The organism is Arthrobacter sp. Cza30 (genome assembly GCF_059090765.1).
This window is the reverse complement of the sequence record NZ_JBNHGA010000008.1, coordinates 1-20,512: the sequence shown is the minus strand read 5'-3', so window position 1 is coordinate 20,512 and position 20,512 is coordinate 1. Positions and strand designations below refer to the sequence as shown.

The 20,512-nt window shown below is 68.9% G+C and carries 18 protein-coding genes, 1 tRNA gene and 1 other RNA gene; 11 read left to right on the top strand and 9 right to left on the bottom strand.

Going from position 1 to position 20,512, the window contains the following annotated elements; all coding sequences use genetic code 11:
- Positions 1-26: 26 nt before the first annotated feature.
- Entirely contained in the window at positions 27-731 is a 705-nt protein-coding gene (locus tag AC5RVZ_RS24905; protein WP_494068593.1) for a DsbA family oxidoreductase, read from the top strand.
- 77 nt (positions 732-808) lie between these two features.
- Here AC5RVZ_RS24905 and AC5RVZ_RS24900 read toward each other — a convergent pair whose 3' ends face one another.
- Complete coding sequence (locus AC5RVZ_RS24900; protein WP_494068313.1) at positions 809-1,444, bottom strand: dihydrofolate reductase family protein; 636 nt, start codon at positions 1,442-1,444, stop codon at positions 809-811.
- A 446-nt stretch (positions 1,445-1,890) separates the two neighbouring features.
- Between AC5RVZ_RS24900 and AC5RVZ_RS24895 the strand changes: the two genes are divergently transcribed.
- Positions 1,891-3,081, top strand: a complete 1,191-nt coding sequence (locus AC5RVZ_RS24895) for an MFS transporter (protein WP_494068312.1) — start codon at positions 1,891-1,893, stop codon at positions 3,079-3,081.
- A 123-nt stretch (positions 3,082-3,204) separates the two neighbouring features.
- Here AC5RVZ_RS24895 and AC5RVZ_RS24890 read toward each other — a convergent pair whose 3' ends face one another.
- The 5 genes from AC5RVZ_RS24890 to AC5RVZ_RS24870 form a co-directional block, all read right to left on the bottom strand.
- A complete protein-coding gene (locus AC5RVZ_RS24890; RefSeq protein ID WP_494068311.1) occupies positions 3,205-3,882 on the bottom strand; it encodes a LytR C-terminal domain-containing protein in 678 nt (225 codons plus the stop codon).
- Positions 3,875-4,174 carry a type II toxin-antitoxin system VapB family antitoxin gene (locus AC5RVZ_RS24885; protein WP_493977152.1) on the bottom strand — a complete coding sequence of 100 codons (300 nt, stop codon included), beginning with the start codon at positions 4,172-4,174 and terminating at the stop codon, positions 3,875-3,877. The genes AC5RVZ_RS24890 and AC5RVZ_RS24885 overlap by 8 nt, the downstream gene beginning before the upstream one ends.
- Before the next feature lie 139 nt (positions 4,175-4,313).
- Positions 4,314-5,855: a multicopper oxidase domain-containing protein gene (locus tag AC5RVZ_RS24880; RefSeq protein ID WP_494068310.1), complete on the bottom strand. Its 1,542-nt coding sequence runs from the start codon at positions 5,853-5,855 to the stop codon at positions 4,314-4,316.
- The gene (locus AC5RVZ_RS24875) at positions 5,852-7,297 is read right to left on the bottom strand and encodes a multicopper oxidase domain-containing protein (protein WP_494068309.1); all 1,446 of its coding nucleotides are present in this window, start codon (positions 7,295-7,297) and stop codon (positions 5,852-5,854) included. Before AC5RVZ_RS24875 ends, AC5RVZ_RS24880 begins: the two co-directional genes overlap by 4 nt.
- A gap of 136 nt (positions 7,298-7,433) precedes the next feature.
- On the bottom strand, positions 7,434-7,961 hold the full coding sequence (locus AC5RVZ_RS24870) for a DUF4352 domain-containing protein (protein ID WP_494068308.1): 528 nt from the start codon (positions 7,959-7,961) through the stop codon (positions 7,434-7,436).
- 294 nt (positions 7,962-8,255) lie between these two features.
- On the opposite strand from AC5RVZ_RS24870, the gene AC5RVZ_RS24865 reads away from it, so the two are divergent.
- The 3 genes from AC5RVZ_RS24865 (at position 8,256) to AC5RVZ_RS24855 (ending at position 11,366) form a co-directional block, all read left to right on the top strand.
- Positions 8,256-9,167, top strand: coding sequence for a hypothetical protein (locus tag AC5RVZ_RS24865; protein ID WP_494068307.1), 912 nt, complete (start codon positions 8,256-8,258; stop codon positions 9,165-9,167).
- Between the two features lie 161 nt (positions 9,168-9,328).
- A complete protein-coding gene (locus AC5RVZ_RS24860) occupies positions 9,329-10,360 on the top strand; it encodes an isopenicillin N synthase family dioxygenase (protein ID WP_494068306.1) in 1,032 nt (343 codons plus the stop codon).
- A 91-nt stretch (positions 10,361-10,451) separates the two neighbouring features.
- The gene (locus AC5RVZ_RS24855; protein ID WP_494068305.1) at positions 10,452-11,366 is read left to right on the top strand and encodes an oxygenase MpaB family protein; all 915 of its coding nucleotides are present in this window, start codon (positions 10,452-10,454) and stop codon (positions 11,364-11,366) included.
- Between the two features lie 273 nt (positions 11,367-11,639).
- Here the strand turns inward: AC5RVZ_RS24855 and AC5RVZ_RS24850 are convergent.
- A tRNA-Ser gene (locus tag AC5RVZ_RS24850) sits at positions 11,640-11,727 on the bottom strand.
- A 504-nt stretch (positions 11,728-12,231) separates the two neighbouring features.
- On the opposite strand from AC5RVZ_RS24850, the gene AC5RVZ_RS24845 reads away from it, so the two are divergent.
- The 5 genes from AC5RVZ_RS24845 to AC5RVZ_RS24825 all read left to right on the top strand — a co-directional run bounded on the left by AC5RVZ_RS24845 (position 12,232) and on the right by AC5RVZ_RS24825 (position 19,200).
- A complete protein-coding gene (locus tag AC5RVZ_RS24845; protein ID WP_494068304.1) occupies positions 12,232-13,212 on the top strand; it encodes a prenyltransferase/squalene oxidase repeat-containing protein in 981 nt (326 codons plus the stop codon).
- A gap of 46 nt (positions 13,213-13,258) precedes the next feature.
- An RNA gene (gene ffs, locus AC5RVZ_RS24840) (signal recognition particle sRNA small type) lies at positions 13,259-13,354 on the top strand.
- 75 nt (positions 13,355-13,429) lie between these two features.
- On the top strand, positions 13,430-17,041 hold the full coding sequence (locus AC5RVZ_RS24835) for a DNA polymerase III subunit gamma and tau (RefSeq protein ID WP_494068303.1): 3,612 nt from the start codon (positions 13,430-13,432) through the stop codon (positions 17,039-17,041).
- A 24-nt stretch (positions 17,042-17,065) separates the two neighbouring features.
- Complete coding sequence (recR, locus tag AC5RVZ_RS24830) at positions 17,066-17,662, top strand: recombination mediator RecR (protein ID WP_494068302.1); 597 nt, start codon at positions 17,066-17,068, stop codon at positions 17,660-17,662.
- 248 nt (positions 17,663-17,910) lie between these two features.
- On the top strand, positions 17,911-19,200 hold the full coding sequence (locus tag AC5RVZ_RS24825) for an aspartate kinase (protein ID WP_494068301.1): 1,290 nt from the start codon (positions 17,911-17,913) through the stop codon (positions 19,198-19,200).
- Between the two features lie 102 nt (positions 19,201-19,302).
- On the opposite strand, the gene AC5RVZ_RS24820 is transcribed toward AC5RVZ_RS24825, so the two are convergent.
- Entirely contained in the window at positions 19,303-19,482 is a 180-nt protein-coding gene (locus tag AC5RVZ_RS24820; protein WP_494068300.1) for a hypothetical protein, read from the bottom strand.
- A gap of 111 nt (positions 19,483-19,593) precedes the next feature.
- Positions 19,594-19,806: a hypothetical protein gene (locus AC5RVZ_RS24815; RefSeq protein ID WP_493977167.1), complete on the bottom strand. Its 213-nt coding sequence runs from the start codon at positions 19,804-19,806 to the stop codon at positions 19,594-19,596.
- Positions 19,807-19,900: 94 nt separating this feature from the next.
- Between AC5RVZ_RS24815 and AC5RVZ_RS24810 the strand changes: the two genes are divergently transcribed.
- Positions 19,901-20,362 (top strand): MarR family winged helix-turn-helix transcriptional regulator, encoded by a 462-nt coding sequence (locus AC5RVZ_RS24810; RefSeq protein ID WP_494068299.1) that lies wholly within the window; start codon positions 19,901-19,903, stop codon positions 20,360-20,362.
- The last annotated feature ends 150 nt before the right edge of the window (positions 20,363-20,512 follow it).

Below are 20,512 nucleotides of genomic sequence, written 5' to 3'. Positions count from 1 at the left end.
GGCCCGCACTCTTTGTTGACGTGTCCATGAAGATTGAGATCTGGTCCGACATTGCCTGCCCCTGGTGCTTCATTGGCAAGCGCCGCTTCGAAACGGCCCTCGAGGGCTTCGAACACAAGGACCAGATCGACGTCGAATGGCGCAGCTACCAGCTGGACCCCACGCTGCCGGAACACTATGACGGCACCGAGACCGAGTACTTGTCCCGGATCAAGGGCATGCCCCAGGACCAGGTCAAGCAGATGTTCGCCCACGTCACGGCGCAGGCCGAAGGCGAAGGCCTGAACTACGACTTCGACTCCGTGGTGGTGGCCAACAGCTTCACCGCCCACCGCTTCCTGCACCTGGCGAAGGAACACGGCGTGATGGACGGGACCAAGGAAGCCCTGCTGTCCGGCCATTTCGAGCAGGGCAAAGACATTGGCGACGCCGAGTACCTGGTGGGCATCGGCGTCGAACTGGGTCTTCCGGAAGCCGAGATCCGCGAAACGCTGGCGGGCGACCGCTTTGCCGCGGAGGTGCGCGCCGACATCGCCGAGGCCCGTGCGCTCGGCGTGAACGGAGTGCCGTTCTTCGTGCTGGACCGCAAGTACGGGATCTCCGGGGCGCAGCCGGCCGAGGCGTTCGCGCAGGCGATCCGGCAGGCGTGGAACGAGCGCAGCCCGCTGACCGTGCTGCCGCAGTCGAAGACCGACGACGGCGCGGTGTGCGGCCCGGACGGCTGCAACTGACCTGACCGACCGGAACCGGCGGGCTGCTTCTCGGAGCGGCTCGCCGGTTTTCTTGTCTCCTGCGACTTTTTCGTTGCCTACGACGCCGGGTTGTCGGGCGGGCCATCGAGCACGGTGGGGACGTACTCGAGCAGCTGGAGCCGGCCGTCGAAGGTCCTGCTGTCCACCATCTCGAGCGAGACGTCCGGGTAGCCGTCGTAAATCCGCTCCCGGCCGGTGCGGCCCGTGATGACCGGGAAGACGACCAGCCGGAACCGGTCCACGAGGCCCGCGGTCAGCAGCGACCGGCACAGGCTGAGGCTGCCGAGGGTGCTGAGCTGCCCGGTCCCGGTGCGTTTCATCTCCGCCACAGCCGCGACGGCGTCCCCGGTGACCAGTTCGGAGTTCGGCCAGGTCAGCGGCGCCTGGAGCGTGGAGGAGAAGACGACCTTGGGCACGGCGGCGAGGCCGGTCAGGCTGGTGCCCTCATCCTCGGAGAATTCCGAGGACCCGGCCGCGGCGTGCTCGGACATGCCGGACATCAGCCGGTAGGTGTTCGCGCCGAGGAGGAAGGTGTAGTCCTTCTCCCCCTCCTGCTCGAGCCAGGCCAGATACTCCGGGCCCTCCAGCCCCCACCAGCCGGGCCAGCCCACGGCCGAGGCATAGCCGTCCAGCGAGATGATCAGGTCCACCATCAGGTTCGCCGATCGCGCCTGCCCAGTTGTCTCGCCCATCGCCTGCTCCTCGCTCTGCTCCCCGGCCCGGGTCCGGTGACTGCTGCTCCCGCCCCGCCCCTGCGGCGGCCGGCCCCCGGCGGCGCTTGGCCGACATGCTACTCCCGAAGTGACAGGTTGTTGAAGGTGCGCTGGACGCCCCTGCCCGGAGTTTCCCGTGTCCAAGCTCATATAGCTGCCCGCCCCGCGAAACAAGGACCCGCAGTAGAGTGAAAAGGCTTGGCACCTCGTCGCCGAGGACTCTGCCACGGACCCTCTTGAACCGCCTGACGGCACACTGCCGCCCCGCGAAGGTCCGCTTCCCTTAACTGTGGCGACCGCCGCCCCCTTGGGCGACCGCGGCGAAGCACCCCGGCTGCACACTGCGGTTCCACCGGCGTGTGCAGGTGCATGTACTGATTGGCTGGCCGACGGTTCGGCCCGATTGAGAGAGGACTGATAGCGGGATGGATCAGCAACCGACGAGGCTTTGGACCAAGAACTTCATTCTGGCCATCGTCGTCAACCTGTTCATCTCCCTGGTCTTCTACATGCTGATGACCACCATGGCGCTCTATGCCGTGGACCGGTTCCAGGCCTCTGACACCGCCGCCGGTTTCACGTCCAGCGCGTTCGTGCTCGGTTCGGTCATCGCACGGATCTTCGCCGGCCGGTTGCTCGACGTCGTGGGCCGCCGGAAGATGATCCTGGTGACCATGGCCGTGTTCGTGGCCGCCTCGCTGCTCTACATTCCCACCGGTTCACTGGCCTGGCTGCTGGTGCTCCGCATCGTGCATGGCATGGCCTTCGGCGCGGGCACCACCGCGGTGGCGGCCTCGGCCCAGACCCTCATCCCCCACACCCGGCGCGGCGAGGGAACCGGGTACTTTGGGCTGTCCACCACGCTCTCGACGGCGGTGGGCCCCTTCGTGGGCGTGCTGCTGGCGGGGCTGGGCAACTACGACGCGATGTTCTACTTCTGCGCCGCCGCCTCCGTGGTTGCGCTGGTGGTGGCCTTGTTCCTGCGGGTGCCGGAACTGCCGGCACCGAAGCGATCGGGCCGGTTCCGGATGAGCCTGAGCGATATTTTCGAGACGGCGGCCCTGCCCATTTCCTGCATCATCCTGCTGGCCGGGGCCTCCTACTCCGGCATCCTGATCTTCCTGACCTCCTACGCGGAGTCGCGGGGCTCCACCTCCGCGGCCAGCGTCTTCTTCCTGGTCTACGCCGGCGCGGTGCTGGTTTCCCGCCTGTTCGCGGGCCGGATCCAGGACCGCCGCGGCGACAACAGCGTCATGTACCCCACCCTGATCTCCTTCGTGCTGGGGTTGGCGCTGCTGATCCCGGACCCCACCTTCCTGACCATCATCGGCTCGGCGATCTTCAGCGGCATCGGCTTCGGTACCGTCATGTCCGGGGCGCAGGCGATTGCGGTGAAGGTGTCGCCGGCCATGCGGATCGGCACGGCCACCTCCACCTTCTTCCTGGCGCTCGACGTCGGCTCCGGGCTCGGCCCCATCCTCCTGGGCACGCTGGTCCCGGTGCTCGACTACCCGGGCATGTACGCCCTGCTGGCCGTGGTGATGGTGCTGACCACCGTGCTCTACTTCTTCGTGCACGGCCGCCGGAAGGGTGCCGCCGGCGCCGTCGGCGCCTAGGGCGCAGCGCGGCGGCGGTACGACGGGCAGTGCGTGCGGCGGGCGGTGCGTGAGGCGGCCGGTGCAGCGCCGCGGGCGGTGCGCCGGGCACCCAGGCCCGGCACCGCCGTCGTGCGTGAAGCGTTACTGTTGCTCCGCCGGTTCGCTGGGGGTGGGCAACAGCCGCGGGCAGCTCAGCGTCCCCGGCGTCTGGTCCACCCGGTTGGCCGGCACGAGTTCCTTGTAGCCGGCGCCGACCACCACGTCCACGCTGTCGTCGCCGCGGTCGTCGGCCACATATTCCGAGTCGGGAATGTTCCGCTGCAGGTTGAAGGCGTTGGCTTCGCCGGCCTTGCCGGATACGACGACGGCGCTCATCCCGTAGACGCTCAAGGTCTTGTTGCCAACGGAACCGATGTCGTAACCGCGGTCGGACAACGCCGCGGCCACCTTGCTGCCCAGGCCCTCCAACTGCGTGCCGTTGTAGACGTTGAGCCGGAACGAACCGTTGTCCGGGTAGTCGTAGGTGCCGGCCGGGCAGGTGACCGCTTCCGGTGGCGGCGGCGGGCCCCAGCCGGGAACCTTCAGGTCGCCGCGGGCGACGGCCAGGGCCGCGAGCGCCGCGGCGATGACCAGGCCGACCAGCAGCACCAACACCACCCCGTGCAGGATCCGCCGCTGGTAACTGTGCGGCTTCTCCACATTGCCGTCCTCGACGAAGACGCGGTCCAGATCCTCTTCGGTGATGACGCGCTGGCCCTGCCAGCTCAGTATCTGCTTGGGCTTGCGTCGGGGTGGCGGCGGGATGCTGGGTTCAGTCATCGACCACCAGGACCCGGGCATGCAGCACGGCCCTCTGGTGAAGCGCCGTGCGGACCGCGCGGTGCAGTCCGTCTTCCAGATAAAGGTTCCCCTGCCACTGCACCACGTGCGGAAACAAATCCCCGAAGAACGTGGAGTCCTCGGCCAGCAGGGCATCGAGGTTGAGCGTCGACTTGGTGGTGATCAGCTCGTCCAGGCGCACTTGGCGCGGCGGCACCTCGGCCCAATCCTTGGGGCTGACGTGGCCATGTTCGGGGTAGGGGCGGCTATCGCCCACGGCTTTGAAGATCACGAACCCAGCCTAAGGAAGTCGGCCCGCGAAGGAAACGCGCGCCCCAGCGTGCCGCGGACCCGTAGCCAAAAGGTTACTGTCCGTGTGCTGCACGCCTTGGGGCTATTGCTGCCTGCTTCAGGCCGCTGTCTCCCGTCTGTCAGGCCGCGGTGATCGGCACTTCGCGGACGCCCACGGTCTCGCCGGTGATCCAGTCCTCCCACTCGACCCGCAGCCGGTACTCCCCCCGCTCCGGCGGATGCAGCATCACGTCGTACCGCTCGGCCGCGCCGAACGCCAGCACATCGGTCATCAGCGGGTATCCGGCCTCCCGGCAGGTCGGTGAAGGCACTCCCGGAACCGAGGTGTCACGGAACGGCCGGCCGTCGTGGGCGATCAGCTCGGCCATCCGCACCGGCTCCCCGTCCACGGCCGTGAAGTACATGCGGTTGGGAAGGTAGTTGGCGTTCAGGATGCGCAGCAGCGTCGGCTTCTTCTCTCCTCCGGCCACGTTGGCCCGCAGCGCCGACAGGCTCCACACCCGGTTGTCGCCGGAGCGCCGCCGAACCAACTCGCCGCCCATCAGGTAGAAATGCCGGGGCTCGAACCGGTTCAGCCCCACGTCCTCGCCGGAGAGCCCGGCCGCATGGTGCATTTCGTGCCAGCGCGGATCCAGCGAATACGGGATCAGAATGGACTCGGTGTCGACGTCGTACTCCGGCCCGTCCACGAACGCCCGCCGCGCTCCCGGCGTCACCGGGTAGTCGGGGTGCACCACCGGATCCACGATCACGGGGCCGAACATCCCCATCTGCGCGTGCAGCACGGTGTTGACGTGGCAGTGGTAGAAGTAGGTGCCGGCCGCGCCGTAGTTGGGATCTCCGGGCCGGCCCGGCTCCGGCGCCCACTGGTACGTGTACGTGCCGCCGATCTCGAACGAGGTGTGGCCGACGCCGTCGTTCCGGGGGTCGGGTTCCAGTCCGTGCCAATGGATGGTGTGCGGCCCCATTGAGGGATGCACGGTGGCGTGGAAGATCTGCCCTTCCAACGGCCGGATCAACGGGCCGGGAAAGCCGCGGCCGGATTCCCGCGAGTCAAAGCTCCACATCTCGAACTGCGCGCCGTCGTCGAACCGCAGGTCCCGGTTGAAGACCTCCAAGTAGACAGACGAATGCGGGGTCTGCCGGAACTCCGTGACCGGGCGGTCCAGATCCAACTGGTCCGAGCTGAAGTCCACCTGGCTGCGGAATCTGTGCCGCGGGCGGTCGTCGTCGCTGGTCGGACTCGGGCTCGGCGTCGGCTGCGCGGTCGGCTGGGTCGGTTCACCGGTGGGGGACGACGTCGGTGCCTCCGAGGGCTCGTTCGTGGGCGTCGGCGTCGGCCCGGCGGTGGGCTGGCCCGTGGGCGAGGTCGTCGGTTCAGCCGTGGGCGCCGCCGTCGCCGTGGGCTTCGGGGTTGCGGTGGGCTTCGCTGTCGCCGTGGGCTTCGGCGTCGCGGTGGGCTTCGGCGTCGCCGTGGGCTTGGCCCTGCCCCCGCCCTTGCGGTCGTCGTCGTCCTTCTTCTTGCCCTTTGTCCGGTCCTCCTCGCGCCGACGGGCAGCTTCATCCCGCTTCCGCTCGGCCTCGGCCTGCTTGCGTTGCTCTTCGGCCCGTTGCGCGGCCTTGCGATTGTCGGAGCGCAGGGGCACTCTCGGGTTGCTCATCGTCCCTCCCCGGGAAGCGGCGCCTTCAGGTTCCAGTGAGCCACCAGCCCGCCCGGATACAGGCCGCCGGCGGCGGTTTGCGACGGTTCGGCGTGGCAGTGCATCGGGTACTCCCAGTCCGTGGTCCGTGCGTACCAGACCGGGTCCAGGGCATCCGGCGGCCGCTTGACCGGGATGATGCAGTCCTTCCGGTCCATCGGCTGCAGCTCCACCACGTCCTCCCACTGCTGCAGCACCACGTGGCCCTGCTTGTCCACGTACCCGTCACGCCGCGGCCAGTGGTAGTTGTTCCGCCGCACGGTCCACAAGTGGTTCCCGTGGAAGTGGATCTGGTGGTAAACGATGCCGGGGTTGATCAGCCGCACCAGCTGGCCGCCGCGGAGGGTGCCGGCGGTGGTGCCTTCGCCGAACTGGCGCACATCGAGCTGCCGCGGATACCCGGAGACCAGGGTCTCCTCGTCGCTGGCAAGGTTGAGCGCCTCGTTCCGGGTCATCGCCAGCGACTCGTAGCCGCTGCGCCCGTTGAGCGTGAAGTACCGCGGCACCGCCTTGGTCCGCCGCGGGTCAACGGTGCCGCCGGCGGCCTCGATGGCGGCCCAGTTCGACTCCACCGCGTGGCAGATCCACACCCACTGCCGTTCGAAGCTGGCCCTGCCGGGCGTGATGTCCCACTGGTGCACCGGGTCCATCACCACCAGCGCGCCGAACAGCCCGAGGGTCCGCTCGACCGGCGCGTTGGTCGGATCGCTGTAGATGTACGTGCCGGCCGGCGGGCACGGCAGCTCCAGCAGTGCGCTCCCGCCCGGCGCAATCGGACCGGTGCGGGCGTCCGCGTGGTCGGGTCCGACGTCGTGCAGGAGGAACTCATGGTCCTTGGCCAGCCGGTTGTGCACCCGGAAGCGCAGCGTCGAACCGACCTCGGCGATGATGGTGCGCGCCGGGAAGTAGCTGGCCCAGTAGTTGCGGCGGATGAAGTACTGCCCGGGGTTCGCGGGGTCGGGGCCGTATGGCTGCGGGGTGCCGCGCGGCGGGAGCGCCGCCCCCAGCGGATAGCTCCGCGACTCCACCAGCCGCCCGTCGGCGGTGAACACCTTGGGCGCTACGGCCAGGCTCGGCGAGGAATCGCGCAGGCCGGTGGGCCGGTCGCCGAAACCGCGGTGGTAAACCAGCGAGTCGTCCACCATCTTCAGGTAGCCCTCGTTGATGTAGAGGTCCAGCACGCCCGGGACGGGCACGACGGCGGAGGGCCGGGTTTGCGCGCGCCGCACACCTGCCACCGACGCAGCCGCTGCTGCCGGTACCGCGGCGGCCGGTGCTGCCGGTACCGCGGCGGCCCGTGCCGCCGCCGCTGCCGGTGCCGCGGCGGCACTGCCCGTCCCGCCGAGGGCAAGCGCGCCCAGCCCGGCGGCGGCCCCGTACTTCAGAAAATCCCATCGCCCCACATGGGCTGTCTCCGGGGAGTCCTTTGGCAGCTTGAGCTCCGCACCTTCAGCGCCGGTCCTCGAGGCAGCGCTACCCGAGGCGGCGCTATTCGAGGCGGTACTAAACGTGCGGCCATGGTCCCGCTCCGGTACGTGCTCAGCCATGATGCCCTCCCTCGTCGAGCCAGCCGGGCCTGAGCGCCACCCGCGGCAGTTCGAGCCACAACGGCGCCGCGTGCAGCCAGGGATCCGTGAACTCTGCGGAGAAGCGCTGCGCGTCCGCCGGCACCAGGAAGCTGATCCAGAAGCGCTCGGTACTCCAAGCTGCCAGCGCCACGGCCTCCCCCGAGTCGCGGTTGGTCACCGTCGTACCGCCCTCGCCGACCCTCAGCCGCAACTGCCCGGGGGCGAACAGCACCTCGTCCTCCGAAGCGTTCTGCACCTCCAGCTCCACCAGCACGTGGTCGCCCCACGTCATGTTCGCCGGCTGCGGTGCCGCCGCCATGATGGGGCCATGGCCGGCGTGCTCGGATCCACCCCCGGCAGTCCCCCTGCCCGCAGCGCCGCCAGCCGGCCCCGCCGCAGCGGAGGTCGCCGTGCCCAAGGCGGGAACACCGCCGTCGTACGCCAACCGATGCTGGCGCTCCGCGGACACCAGCCGCACGCTCCCGAAGGAGGTTTCCACGCCTCCCGGGCTTAGGTTGCCGGCCCGCAGGTGGCTGGCCGTGAGCAGGCCAGCGCCCCCCGTCACGCCGGCGATGCCGGCCCCAACAAGTACTCCAAATACACGCCGCGAGAGACCGGACGGCAGGCTCGCGCTGCTGTCCGGCCCCGGCACGACCGCGCTATCCCCATAGAGCGTCGTCATTGCTTTACCGCTTTCCCATCCCCCAAACCTGTAGGCACCCATCCTTGCCGGGCGGGCTTGGGAAAAACTGGTGGGATGCGAACGGCCGTGCCGCCCCGTCATACTGGGACCATGAGCCTCACAGCCGGTCTCCCTGCCCGCCCGGACCAGCCGCCCATCGGCCTGCTGCTGGACGTCGACGGCCCGGTTTCCTCGCCGGTGACCCGCACGGTGCCGTCGGAGATCATCCACTCGCTGCTGGTGATGGCCAAACGCGGCTGGCCGATTGTGTTCAACACCGGACGGTCGGACCAGTTCATCCGGGAGCAGGTGATGGAGCCGATGCTCGCCGCCGGGATGGCGCCGGGGGTGCGCTGCTACGCGGTGTGCGAAAAGGGCGCCGTCTGGTTCAGCTTCACCGCCGCCGGCCCGGGCACCGTCCATGTGGACCATGCGCTGGCCCCGCCGCAGGAGTTCGCCGCGGAGGTGCGCAAGTTGGTGAGCTCCGGCTACTCCAGCCACATGTTCTTCGACGAAACCAAACGGGCCATGGTCTCCGTGGAGCAGGTGGTGGGAACCGAAAACCGGGAGTACCGCCAGGTGCAGGAAAAGTTCGACGCCGAGGTCCTGGCCCTGATGTCCAGGTTCGGCATGGGTGCCACGCGCCTGGATCAGCACCTGCCGGACAGCGACGACCGGATTGACTACCGGGTGGACCCGAACATCATCGCCACCGACATCGAGTCGGTGCAGCTGGGCAAGGACCTGGGCGCCGAGCGGGCACTGGAAATGCTGGCCGCGGACGGCGTGGTGCCGCACGCCTGGCGGACGATGGGCGATTCGCGCACCGACTACGCGATGTCCGACCTGCTGCACCACAATGGGCACGCGGTGCTGCACGTGGATGTCCGCCCCGACGACGGCGTCCCGCAGAAGCCCTACCCGGTGCTGACCGCGGCCCACTTGGGCTTCCCGAAGGCCGTGCACGAAGAGGCCGGCGCGGCGTTCCTGCGGACGTGGGCTGCGATCGCCCAGACGTTGTAGAAGCTTCCCGAGCCGGCCGCGCCACCGTCGGGCCGTAACACGGCGAAATAGGGGGCGCATTCCACGCCGATTCCGGCCGCGAGTCAAGCGAAACCAGGCCGCCGCAGCAAAACGTAACGTCCGTAACAATTGACTCCGGGCCCGATGCTAGTCTGCCTTCCATGAACGCACTTCAGGGGAGCATTCCAGTACTCGACATGAGCACCGCCCGGTTGGCGGACGGCAGCTTCAACCCGGACTTCATCGACCAGCTGCGCGACGCCGCGCACCGGGTCGGGTTCTTCCAGATCACCGGCTACGGCGCTGCCGAGGGCCAGGTGGCGGAGCTCTTCGACGCGATCAAGCGCTTCTTCGAGCTGCCGCTGGAAGAGCGGCTGAAGCTGGACAACCGCAACTCCCCGCATTTCCGCGGCTACACCCGCATGGGCACCGAGCGGACCCAGGGCCGCGCCGACGCCCGCGAGCAGCTGGACTACTCGCCGGAGAGCGAGCCCGTGGCCGACTACCCGGAGGACCAGAAGTACTGGCTGCTCCGCGGCCCGAACCAGTGGCCGGATGCCGTGCAGCCGGACCTGCGCGAGAAGGCCATGGCCTGGGCCGAGCTGATGTCCACGGTGGGCCAGGACCTGCTCTCGGCCATCGGCGTCGGGCTGGGCCTGCCGGAAGACTACTTCGACGAGCCGTTCGCCGGCACCCCGCACTGGATGGGCAAGCTGGTGCACTACGTGGGCGGCGTGGTGGAGGAAGCCGGCGACCAGGGCGTGGGCGTGCACGCCGACTACGGCTTCGTTACCCTGCTGCTGCAGGACATGGTCGGCGGGCTTGAGGTGCGGCCGCCGGAGTCCGACGAGTGGCTGCCGGTCGAACCGATCGAGGGCGCCCTGGTGGTGAATCTGGGCGAAATGCTGGAGGTGGCCACCGACGGCTACATCACCGCCACCGTCCACCGCGTGCAGGCTCCGCCGCCCGGCGTGGACCGCTACTCCGTGCCGTTCTTCTGGTCGCCGCGACTGGATGCCGTGATCGACCCGGTGCCGCTGCCGGAGGAGCTCAAGGCCAGCTCTCGCGGCCGCACCGACGACCCCACCAACCCGATGCTCTCCAGCTTCGGCGCCAACATGCTCAAGGGGCGGCTGCGCGCCCACCCGGACGTGACCGAGAAGTTCTACCCGGAGCTGCTCGCCAAGAAGTAGGCGCGGCAGCTCGCCGGGGGCCGGGCTTCCAGGGTTGGGCCTTGGAAGCCCTCCTGCCCACCCGGTGCGCGGCCGTTCCCGCTCGCCCATAATGGGCTGTGTGGGCAACATCCTGACCCGCTGGCGAGACGAGCTGCGGGGCACGTTTTCCGGGCAGAGCGACACGATCCCGCAGTGGGAGCTGGACCTGGAGAATGGCGACGACGCGGGCTACTTCGCGCCCGATTCGGCTGTCTGGGCGGTTCACGGCTCGATGCCCACCCTGGTGGCCGGCATCCGTTCGCTGCTCACGCAAACGCTGCATCCCGGCGCGCTGGCCGGCGTGCATGACTTCTCCGCCTACCGCGATGATCCGCTGGGGCGCCTGGCCAACACCATTCGGTGGATATTCACTGTTACATACGGCGACACCGCGGCGGCGCGCTTAGCCTGCGACCTGGTCCTGCGCCTGCATGAACGCGTCCGCGGAACCTACACGGACTCTGCCGGCGGGCAGCAGCCGTACTATGCCAACGATCCCCATCTGCTGCGCTGGGTGCATCTGACCTTCACCGACGCCTTCGTCACCGCGCACCTCGCCTACGGCCGACGGCTGCCGCGTGGTCCGGACCGCTATGTGGCCGAATGGGCGAACGCCGGTGAGCTCATGCATATCTCGGACCCGCCCCGCACTTACGCGGAACTGCGCGCCCAACTGGCCGACTTCGAGCCGGAGCTCGCAGCGTCGCCCGCCATGGAGGAGACGGTCGCGTTTGTCAGGCGGCCCCCGCTGCCCCGCTCGCAACGGCTGGGGTACCGCATCCTGTTCGCCGCCGCCGTCGAAACGCTTCCCGAGGAGCACCGCCGCCTGCTGGGACTGCGCGCGACCACTCCCCTGCCGCTGCGCATCCTCATCAAGCCCGCCACCCAGATCGTCCTAGGCGTCGTCCGGCTCGGCCTGTCCAAGACCGGGCCCAGCGAAGCCGCCGCGCGCCGCCGCCTTGCCCGGCTCGCGCAGCAGGCCTGACGGCGCGGCCCACGGGACGCAACTGTCCACGTTTAAAACGGCCTCGAAACATACCCGCAGGTCAGGGGCTTTTCGTTCTCCAAAACGTGGACAGTTAGGGCTCAACATGGGCAGAAGCTGACCGATCCGCGGCTGACTCTCGGGCACGACCCCTTCGGCCGACCGCGCGCTGTGCATGAGCGACCGGCCCTGCCATGACCTGCGCAGCAACGACTGGCGTTCGATTTAACGCCAGCGGCCCCGGTCTGCATTGCAGATCGGGGCCGCTGGGTCTGGCGGAGGATGGGGGATTTGAACCCCCGAGGGCGTGAACCCAACACGCGTTCCAGGCGTGCGCCATAGGCCGCTAGGCGAATCCTCCAGATGCTTGCTCACAAGAGCAGATACCAGAGTACCCGAAAGCGGCCCCATGTGCCGAATCGGGCAGGAGTGTAGGGAGCTGGGCAAGGGAGTCCAGAAAGCTGAGCCGAGGAGTCCAAGAGCCCTAGTCCCCGGCCTCCCGGGGGCTGGGATGAGAGAGGCCAGGAGCCGGGGCGCGGAAGTTCAGGGAGCCCGGCGCGGAAGTTCAGGAGCTCCGTCGCAGGCGCCCAAGGGGCTGAGACGCGGGCCTCCCGGGGGCTGACGCGCGGACCTCCCGGGGCTGAGGTTGGGCGAACTGGGCCCGTCCGGAGACGGCCGCCACCCAGTCTGGACGGGCTCAATAATCGAATCCACGACCGTGCGGGTACGACCGCCCTTTGGCTCTGGAAGGCTGCGACCGGCAGTGGCAAACTTACGCCATGGGTGAGGTGAGGGGCTGGAGGCAGCCCCTTTTCTAAGGGGACTAAACAACATGGCCACCGGTACAGAGTCAGCGGTAGGCAGCGTGCCACCGGCACGCATCTTGGACTGGCTGCTGGCCGGGGATCCGTCAATCCGGTTCCAGACCCTGCGTGATCTCTGCGACGCGCCCGAAGGCGAAGTGGCGGCCGCGCAAGCCCAAATCGCCGACTCCGGCTGGGGTGCCCTGCTGCTCGAGGCGCAGGATCCGGACGGCAGCTGGGGCGGCGGCCTCTACAACCCCAAGTGGACCTCCACCATGTTCACCTTGCTGCTGCTGCACTGGCTCGGGCTGGCGCCAGGGCATCCGCAGGCCGTGGCCGGCTGCCGGAGGCTGCTGGACGGGGCAGAGTACTTCGACGGCGGGCTGACCTACGGCCGGCATCAGGACCGGGCCGAGAACTGCGTCACGGCAATGGCCGTGCTGGTCGGCTCCGAGCTGGGCCAGCGGCTCGGCGGCGATCCACGGATCGACAAGGCAGTGTCGTGGATGCTGGCCGAGGAACTGGACGACGGCGGCTGGAACTGCGAGGCCCACAGCTCACCGACCAAGCACGCCTCCTTCCACACCACCATCAGCACGCTGGAGGCGCTGGCTGCCTACCGGCACAGCGGCGGCCCAATCAAGGTGGACGTCGCCGAGGCACGCGGCCGCGAGTTCCTGCTGATGCATTCGCTCTACCGGTCGCACCGGACCGGGGCGGTGGCGCATCCTTCGTTGTCACAGTTCCGGTTCCCGCCGCAGTGGCACTACGACATCCTGCGCGGCCTCGAGTACTTTCGCGCCGAGGGCTGCCCGCACGATGACCGGATGTCGCCCGCCATTAAAGTAGTGGCCCACGGGCGGCGCAGCCCGGGCAACTGGGGCGGGTACCGCCCGTATCCGGGGCGGATGTGGTTCCGCTGGACCGCAGAGGACATCGGCCGCTGGGCCACGTTGCGGTGCTCCCGCGTGCTGCGCTGGTGGGATGCTCCCGACGCCGTTCCCGACGCCGCCGCCGGTGCCCCGACGATCCCCGGCGGTTGATCGGCGGTTGATTTCGGGCCGCCCTCAGACGTCAGGTAGACTGTTCGTCGGCCCCTCATGCGGTGTCATCCTGTGAACTCCCCCAGGACCGGAAGGTAGCAAGGGTAAGCGGGCTCTGTCAGGTGCATGAGGGGTCTTTACTTACCCCCATGCTGCCTATCCCCAGCCCGGCCGCTTCGGCGTGCACCGGCCCAGTTTCAACCGATAGGGTTTGATCGTGAGTACAGCCCTTTACCGTCGCTACCGCCCGGACACATTCGCGGACGTTATCGGGCAGGAACACGTCACCCATCCGCTGATGGCGGCGCTGCAGAAGAACCGCGTCAACCACGCGTACCTGTTCTCGGGCCCGCGCGGCTGCGGCAAGACCACCTCGGCCCGTATCCTGGCCCGCTGCCTGAACTGCGCGGAAGGCCCCACCCCCATGCCCTGCGGCACCTGCGACTCCTGCGTCGAACTCGGCCGCGGCGGCCCCGGCAGCCTCGACGTCATCGAGATCGACGCCGCCTCCCACGGCGGCGTGGACGACGCCCGCGACCTGCGCGAGCGGGCCACCTTCGCCCCGGTGCGCGACCGGTACAAGATCTTCATCATCGACGAGGCCCACATGGTCACGTCGGCCGGCTTCAACGCCCTGCTCAAGATCGTCGAAGAGCCGCCGGAACACATCAAGTTCATCTTCGCCACCACGGAGCCGGACAAGGTCATCGGCACCATCCGCTCCCGGACCCACCACTATCCTTTCCGGCTGGTCCCGCCGGAACCGCTGATGCAGTACCTGGAATTGCTGTGCCGGCAGGAGAACGTTCCGGTGGCCCCGGGCGTCCTCTCGCTGGTGATCCGGGCCGGCGGCGGCTCGGTCCGCGACTCGCTCTCCGTGCTGGACCAGCTGATGGCCGGCGCCGGACCCGACGGGCTGGACTACGAACTGGCCGTTTCCCTGCTCGGCTACACCCATGCCTCCCTGCTGGACGACGTCGTCGACGCCTTCGCCGCGGGCGACGCGTCCACCGTGTTCAGCGCGGTGGACCGCGTGGTGCAGACCGGCCACGATCCGCGCCGCTTCGTCGAGGACCTGCTCGAGCGCTTCCGCGACCTGATCATCGTGCGCGCCATGCCGGAAAGCGCCCACGCGATCCTGCGCGGCGTCCCGGAAGACCAGATCGCCCGGATGCAGACCCAGGCCAACCAGCTGGGCGCGTCCGAGCTTTCCCGCGCCGCGGACATCACCAACCAGGCGCTGACCGAGATGACGGGCGCCACCTCCCCGCGCCTGCACCTTGAGCTGCTGTGCGCGCGGATCCTGCTGCCCGCCGCCGACCAGGGCGAGCAGGGCGTCGCGGCTCGGGTGGACCGGATCGAGCGCCGGCTCAGCTACGGCGGTGCCCCGGTTTCCGCACCGGCAGCCGGCCAGCCGCAGGCACCTGCCGCGCATGCCGCCTCGGAGCCCCCGCTCTCCGGGCCCGAAGCCGCGCGCGCCGCGCTCCGGGGAGCCAACGCGCAGAAGGCCGAGCCCGCCCGCCCGGACGCCGAGCGCCTCACTCCCCCGCGGGTGAGCACCACCGACTGGCCCCGCGAAGACCAGCAGGGTCCCACCGCGCCCGCCGCCAACAACTCCCGGCCCGCAGGCCAGCCTGCCCAACAGCACGACGGCGGAGCTCCCGCTGCTTCCGCGGGTACGGCACCTGCGACGGCGGAAACCTCCGGATCTCCGGCCGCGGCCGGCACCGCGGCCGCAGCCGAGGCCCAGGCGTCTTCCGCCCAGCCGCCTTCCGCTCCGGCATCTGCCATCGATTCCAGCCGTCCGACTGTCCCGTCGTCGGTGTTCGGGAACCCGCGGGACGGCGGCAGGCAGGACTCCGGCGTGCAGGTCCCGTCCGACGCGGCCGGCCAGCAGAACGCTGCTGCCGGCTCCTCCGGCGAAAGCGCGGCCGACTGGGGCGGCACCTGGGGCGCCATGCCGGAGCCGGCTCCGGCAACCGAAGCACCGCGCCCCGCTCAGCCGGCCGGAGACCAGGCCCGTGGATCGGGTCAGTCGGCTCAATCTCCCCGGAACACTGCGGCGCCGGTAGCGGCAGCCAACGAGCGGCCGCAGGCACAGGGCCAGCCCCCGGCGCAGCAGCTCGCACCGCAGCGGCAGGCGCAGGCTCCGGCGCGCCCGGAACAGGTTGCCCCGCAGGCCCCGGCACGCCCGGATCCAGTTGCACCACAGGCGCAGGCCCCTGCCCCCGCCCAAGCGCCGGCACGCCCGGAACCGGTTGCACCGCAGGCGCAGGCTTCGGCACAACAGTCTCCCGCGCGCCCGGAACAGGCCGCGCCACCGGCGCAGGCTCCGCGCCAGGGCCAACCCGGCCCGCAGGCGTCCGGGCAGATCGAGATGATCCGCCGCGCCTGGCCGGAGATCCTGAATACGCTCAGCGGCATCCGCAAGGTGACGTGGATGAACGTCAGCACCAATGCCTCGCCGCTAAGCCTCGACGGCACCGCACTGACGCTCGGTTTCAAGAACCAGGGTTCCGCCACCAACTTCAACAACGGCGACCACGCGGACAACGTGCGCAAGGCCATCCAGCAGGTGCTCGGCATCGACGTGCAGATTCAAACCGTCGAAGACGCGTCGGTGACAGCGGGTGAGTCAAACCCAAAAGTACCTACTAGCCGGCCGCAGCCGGCAGACGGAGGTTGGTCCGCCAACACCGCTACGGTAGGTGCGCCCGCGCCGGTTCCGGGACCGGTTGGGCAAGCTGAGCCTCGGCAGCCGGCACCAGCCGCTGCCGAGGTGGCCGGCTTCATGGCCGGCTCGGGCTCGGTGCCCTCTCCGTCTTCTGCTGAACCGATGCCGGCTGGCACGGCCGAACCGGCCGGGTCGGCGACGTCGACTGGCTTCGCAACGTCCGGCTTCTCCGGTGGTCCTGCGATGTCGGGGGGATCCGGCGTAGCCCCTGCCTCGGCTGTTTCCGGTCCGTCTGCCCCCAGCGGGGTCTCCGCGCCTATGGGCCTTTCAGCCGCAAGCGGGATGTCGGCGTCTACCGCCGCTTCAGCCCCCAGCGGCATGTCCGCGGGCTCAAGCTTGTCGGCACCCACCGCCGCCTCGGTCCCCAGCGCTGCCTCCGCCGCGTCAGGGGCATCAGCACCCAGCGGCTTCTCCGGGTCCACCGCGGCGTCAGCGCCGTCGGCCGAATCACCGAACAGCGCCCCCGGCAATGGCCAGCGACCGCCCGCCCTGCCAGGGGAAAAGCCGGTGTTTGCGAAGCTGGCCGAGCGGATGGCGGCCCCGGGGGCTCCCACCGCTGTCCCCGTGGCAGCCGGTGCGCCATCGGCCTCGAACCACTCCGGCTCGGCGCTGGCCGGCTTCCCCGCCCCCGCAGCCCCCGCAGCTCCCACAGGTCTAGCGGCTCCTGCCTCTCCAGCAGCGGCGGTGCCCGGGGCTGCCGACCAATTGAACAGCCAGCCCACCGGCGCCCTGTCGGCAGCACCACCAAGCACGTCCGCCCCTTCCGCCCCGGCACAGGCTTCTCCGTACGACGACATCCCGTTCGCGAACGACGAACCGCCCGCCGAGGAATGGGAAACGACGCCGGACCGGCAGATGCCCGGGCAAAAGCGCAGCCGCTACCAGCAGTTGCTGGACCAAGCCAAGGCCACGCGGGCGACATCGGCCGCCGCGGCGCCGTCCCCGGCAGCCCGTGACCTAAACTTGAAGTACGTCGAGGACATCCCCAGCGAAGACGACGAGGCCATCGAAGATTCCGGACTGGTGGGCCGCGCTGCCATTGAAAGGCTCCTCGGCGGACGCCTGATCGAAGAACGAAGCCTCGACGGTTCCTAACCGCCCGCGGAGATTGAAGGTTCAGTGTACGAAGGTGCTGTCCAGGAGCTGATCGACGAGCTCGGCCGCTTGCCTGGAATCGGCCCGAAGTCCGCCCAGCGCATCGCGTTCCACATTTTGGAGTCCGATCCGGCCGACATGAAGCGGCTCGTTGACGCCGTCACCCACGTCAAGGAGCGGGTGAAGTTCTGCTCCATCTGCGGGAACGTCTCCGAACAGGACACCTGCAACATCTGCCGCGACCCGCGCCGGGATCCGACAGCCATCTGCGTGGTGGAAGAGTCCAAGGACGTCATCGCGATCGAGCGCACCCGGTCGTTCAAGGGCCGCTATCACGTGCTCGGCGGCGCCATCAATCCGATCGGCGGCGTCGGTCCGGAGCAACTGCGCATCCGCGAGCTGCTCGGCCGCCTCTCCGACGGACAGATCGAGGAAATCATCATCGCCACCGATCCGAACCTCGAAGGCGAGGCGACGGCGACCTATCTGGGCCGGATGCTCAAATCCATCGGCATCCCCGTCAGCCGCCTGGCGTCCGGCCTGCCGGTCGGAGGCGACCTCGAATACGCGGACGAGGTCACGCTGGGCCGCGCCTTCGAAGGCCGCCGCATGCTCACGTAACAACCCGGCGGCGTCTGGAGCCTCTCAGGCGGTGCCCGCCGGCACTGCGGCGCGGGCACCGGCGTCGTTATTACCCTGGCCGGTCATACTGGCCGGCCGCATTCTCCGCCCTACCCTTGGCGGCGCTAGAATTGCCCTTGCCGCGCCGTGTCCGCAGCCGGGATGCGCGGCAGCAAATCCATGAGCCCGGCGGCGCGCCCTGCGCGGCCGCGGTCCGGGCCCCAACCCAGGAGTTGTTTAGAGAACACATGAGCCTGATAGTGCAGAAGTTTGGCGGTTCCTCAGTATCGGACGCGGAGGGGATTAAACGCGTGGCACAACGCGTGGTCGACACCCAGGCCGCCGGCAACCAGGTTGTCGTCGTCGTGTCCGCCATGGGAGACACCACCGACGAACTGCTGGATCTGGCCAACCAGGTCTCCTCCAGCAGCAGCAGCGCCCGTGAAATGGACATGCTGCTGTCCGCCGGCGAACGCATCTCGATGTCGCTGCTGGCCATGGCCATCCAGGAATTCGGCTCCAAGGCCCAGTCCTTCACCGGCAGCCAGGCCGGCATGGTCACCGACGCCATCCACGGCAGGGCGCGGATTATCGACGTCTCGCCGCACCGGGTGATGACGACCATCGAAAAGGGCGAGATTGCCATCGTCGCCGGCTTCCAGGGCATCAGCCGGGAAAGCAACGACATCACCACGCTGGGCCGCGGCGGATCCGACACGACGGCGGTGGCGCTGGCGGCGGCCCTGGGCGCCGACGTCTGCGAAATCTACACGGACGTGGACGGCATCTACACCGCCGATCCGCGGGTGGTGCACAGCGCCCGTAAGATCGACACCATCTCCAGCGAGGAGATGCTGGAAATGGCGGCCTCCGGCTCCAAGATCCTGCACCTGCGCTGCGTCGAGTACGCCCGCCGCTTCGGCGTGAAGCTGCACGTGCGCTCGTCCTTCAGCACGAACGAGGGAACCTGGGTACTGCCCAACCCCCACGACAAGATCAAGATTCAAGAGGGAGAACCCTTGGAACAGCCCATCATTTCCGGCGTTGCCCACGACCGCTCCGAAGCCAAGGTCACCATCCTGGGCGTGCCCGACATCCCCGGCAAGGCCGCGGAGATCTTCGGCATCGTCGCCGGCGCCCACTCGAACATCGACATGATCGTGCAGAACATCTCCACCCGCGGGACCGGCAAGACGGACATCTCCTTCACGCTGCCCATGGTGGAGGGCAAGGAAGCCCTGGAGGCACTCAACGCGGCCCAGGACGTGGTGGGCTTCGAGGGCATCCTCTACAACGAAAACGTCGGCAAGCTCTCGCTGATCGGGGCGGGCATGCGCTCCAACCCCGGCGTCTCCTACAAGTTCTTCGAAGCCCTGCATAAGGCCGGCGTGAACGTGGACATGATCTCCACCTCCGAGATCCGCATCTCGATTGTCACGCACGCCGATCTGCTGGACACCGCGGTCCGCGCGGTCCACGCGGCATTCGACCTGGACACCGACGAGGAAGCCACGGTATACGGCGGCACCGGCCGCTGACGCCGTACGGGCGGAATCGGGAAGGGGCCGTCGGCATCAGCCGACGGCCCCTGCTTCCGGTGGCTGAGCCCGGCGTGGTCGGACCTGAAATCGGGGCGGGGATCAGGACTTGCGCGGCCGGCGGTAGGCATAGGCGTGGCCGGGTCCGCGCTCCACTTCGATCTCGGCCAGTTGTTCCTCGGACGCCTTCTCCGCTGCGTCGTGCCTGTGCACCACGGGAGAGTCAGCCTCGATCCGATCGGCAGGACCCCAGACCTTCGCCGCCTTTTCCGTGGCGCGCATAAAGCGGTCCATGAAACGCCCATTTCCAGCCATCTGAATCACCTTCTTGCTCAGAAGAATCCGTGGCATCAGTTTAACGAGGAGCGGTACGGAAGGACAGAGCGGGGCTGGCTAGGCCGGCTTCTTCGGCACGATGTACGTGCTGCCGTCCGCCCGGGTGACCGTTTCCCACTGCGACGCTTCGGCCTCGCGCTGCTTGAGCAGCGCCTTGTTCTCCTCGGTCATGGGATGGTCGACGCCGCTTTTCTGGGCCGGGCCGAAGACAATGCGGAACTTGCCGGTCGCCCGCATGAACGCGTTGACGCGGGACTTCTTCTCGGTCATGTGCGTGATCCTTCTTCCGGGGCCCGGTGGACTCCGCGGGCATTCAACACCATAATAGGGCACGAACAATTAGTGCACGAACTGATGGAGGGTGATGGCCGTGACAGCCACAGCGGGGACGACGGACGACCTGCTGCTGGAGCACCAGCTGTGCTTCGCCCTGTCGGTGGCCTCGCGCAGCGTGGTGGCCTCCTACAAGCCGGTGCTGGAGAAGCTGGGCCTCACGCATCCGCAATACCTGATGATGCTCGCCCTCTGGGAGCAGAGCCCGCGGATGGTCAAGGACCTGTCCGAGGCGCTGCAGCAGGAACCCGCCACCCTGTCCCCCATGCTCAAACGGCTGGAGCAGGCCGGCCTGGTGACCCGGGAGCGGGTGGAAGGCAACGAGCGGGCGCTGGCCGTGGGACTGACCGATGCCGGCCAGGCGCTGCGGGAGCAGGCACTGGCCGTGCCCGGAACCATGCTGGCGCGTTTGGGGCTTGAACGCGAGCAGTTGCGCGAGCTGAACGCCTCGATGCATGCGCTGATCAAGGCCGCGCGGGAAGCCAAGGACTAGCGCCGGGGCGCGGAGCTTCCGGAAGATGCGGCGGGAGGGGGTGGCGGTGGGTTTTGACCCCCGCCCCCAGCCCCCGATTTAGAGGTGTTTCTCGGCGCCCCCCGCCCCCACCCAGAATCTCCCGGGCCGAGGACCGGCGGCGCCGGGGGC

Bases quoted from the DNA above. Each gene is read 5' to 3' on its own strand.
- AC5RVZ_RS24820 (WP_494068300.1), bottom strand. From the start codon at position 19,482: ATGCGCGCCACGGAAAAGGCGGCGAAGGTCTGGGGTCCTGCCGATCGG.
- AC5RVZ_RS24810 (WP_494068299.1), top strand. From the start codon at position 19,901: ATGGCCGTGACAGCCACAGCGGGGACGACGGACGACCTGCTGCTGGAG.
- AC5RVZ_RS24880 (WP_494068310.1), bottom strand. From the start codon at position 5,855: ATGAGCAACCCGAGAGTGCCCCTGCGCTCCGACAATCGCAAGGCCGCG.
- AC5RVZ_RS24890 (WP_494068311.1), bottom strand. From the start codon at position 3,882: ATGACTGAACCCAGCATCCCGCCGCCACCCCGACGCAAGCCCAAGCAG.
- AC5RVZ_RS24825 (WP_494068301.1), top strand. From the start codon at position 17,911: ATGAGCCTGATAGTGCAGAAGTTTGGCGGTTCCTCAGTATCGGACGCG.
- AC5RVZ_RS24815 (WP_493977167.1), bottom strand. From the start codon at position 19,806: ATGACCGAGAAGAAGTCCCGCGTCAACGCGTTCATGCGGGCGACCGGC.
- AC5RVZ_RS24900 (WP_494068313.1), bottom strand. From the start codon at position 1,444: ATGGGCGAGACAACTGGGCAGGCGCGATCGGCGAACCTGATGGTGGAC.
- AC5RVZ_RS24865 (WP_494068307.1), top strand. From the start codon at position 8,256: ATGAGCCTCACAGCCGGTCTCCCTGCCCGCCCGGACCAGCCGCCCATC.
- AC5RVZ_RS24855 (WP_494068305.1), top strand. From the start codon at position 10,452: ATGGGCTGTGTGGGCAACATCCTGACCCGCTGGCGAGACGAGCTGCGG.
- AC5RVZ_RS24905 (WP_494068593.1), top strand. From the start codon at position 27: ATGAAGATTGAGATCTGGTCCGACATTGCCTGCCCCTGGTGCTTCATT.
- AC5RVZ_RS24860 (WP_494068306.1), top strand. From the start codon at position 9,329: ATGAACGCACTTCAGGGGAGCATTCCAGTACTCGACATGAGCACCGCC.
- AC5RVZ_RS24895 (WP_494068312.1), top strand. From the start codon at position 1,891: ATGGATCAGCAACCGACGAGGCTTTGGACCAAGAACTTCATTCTGGCC.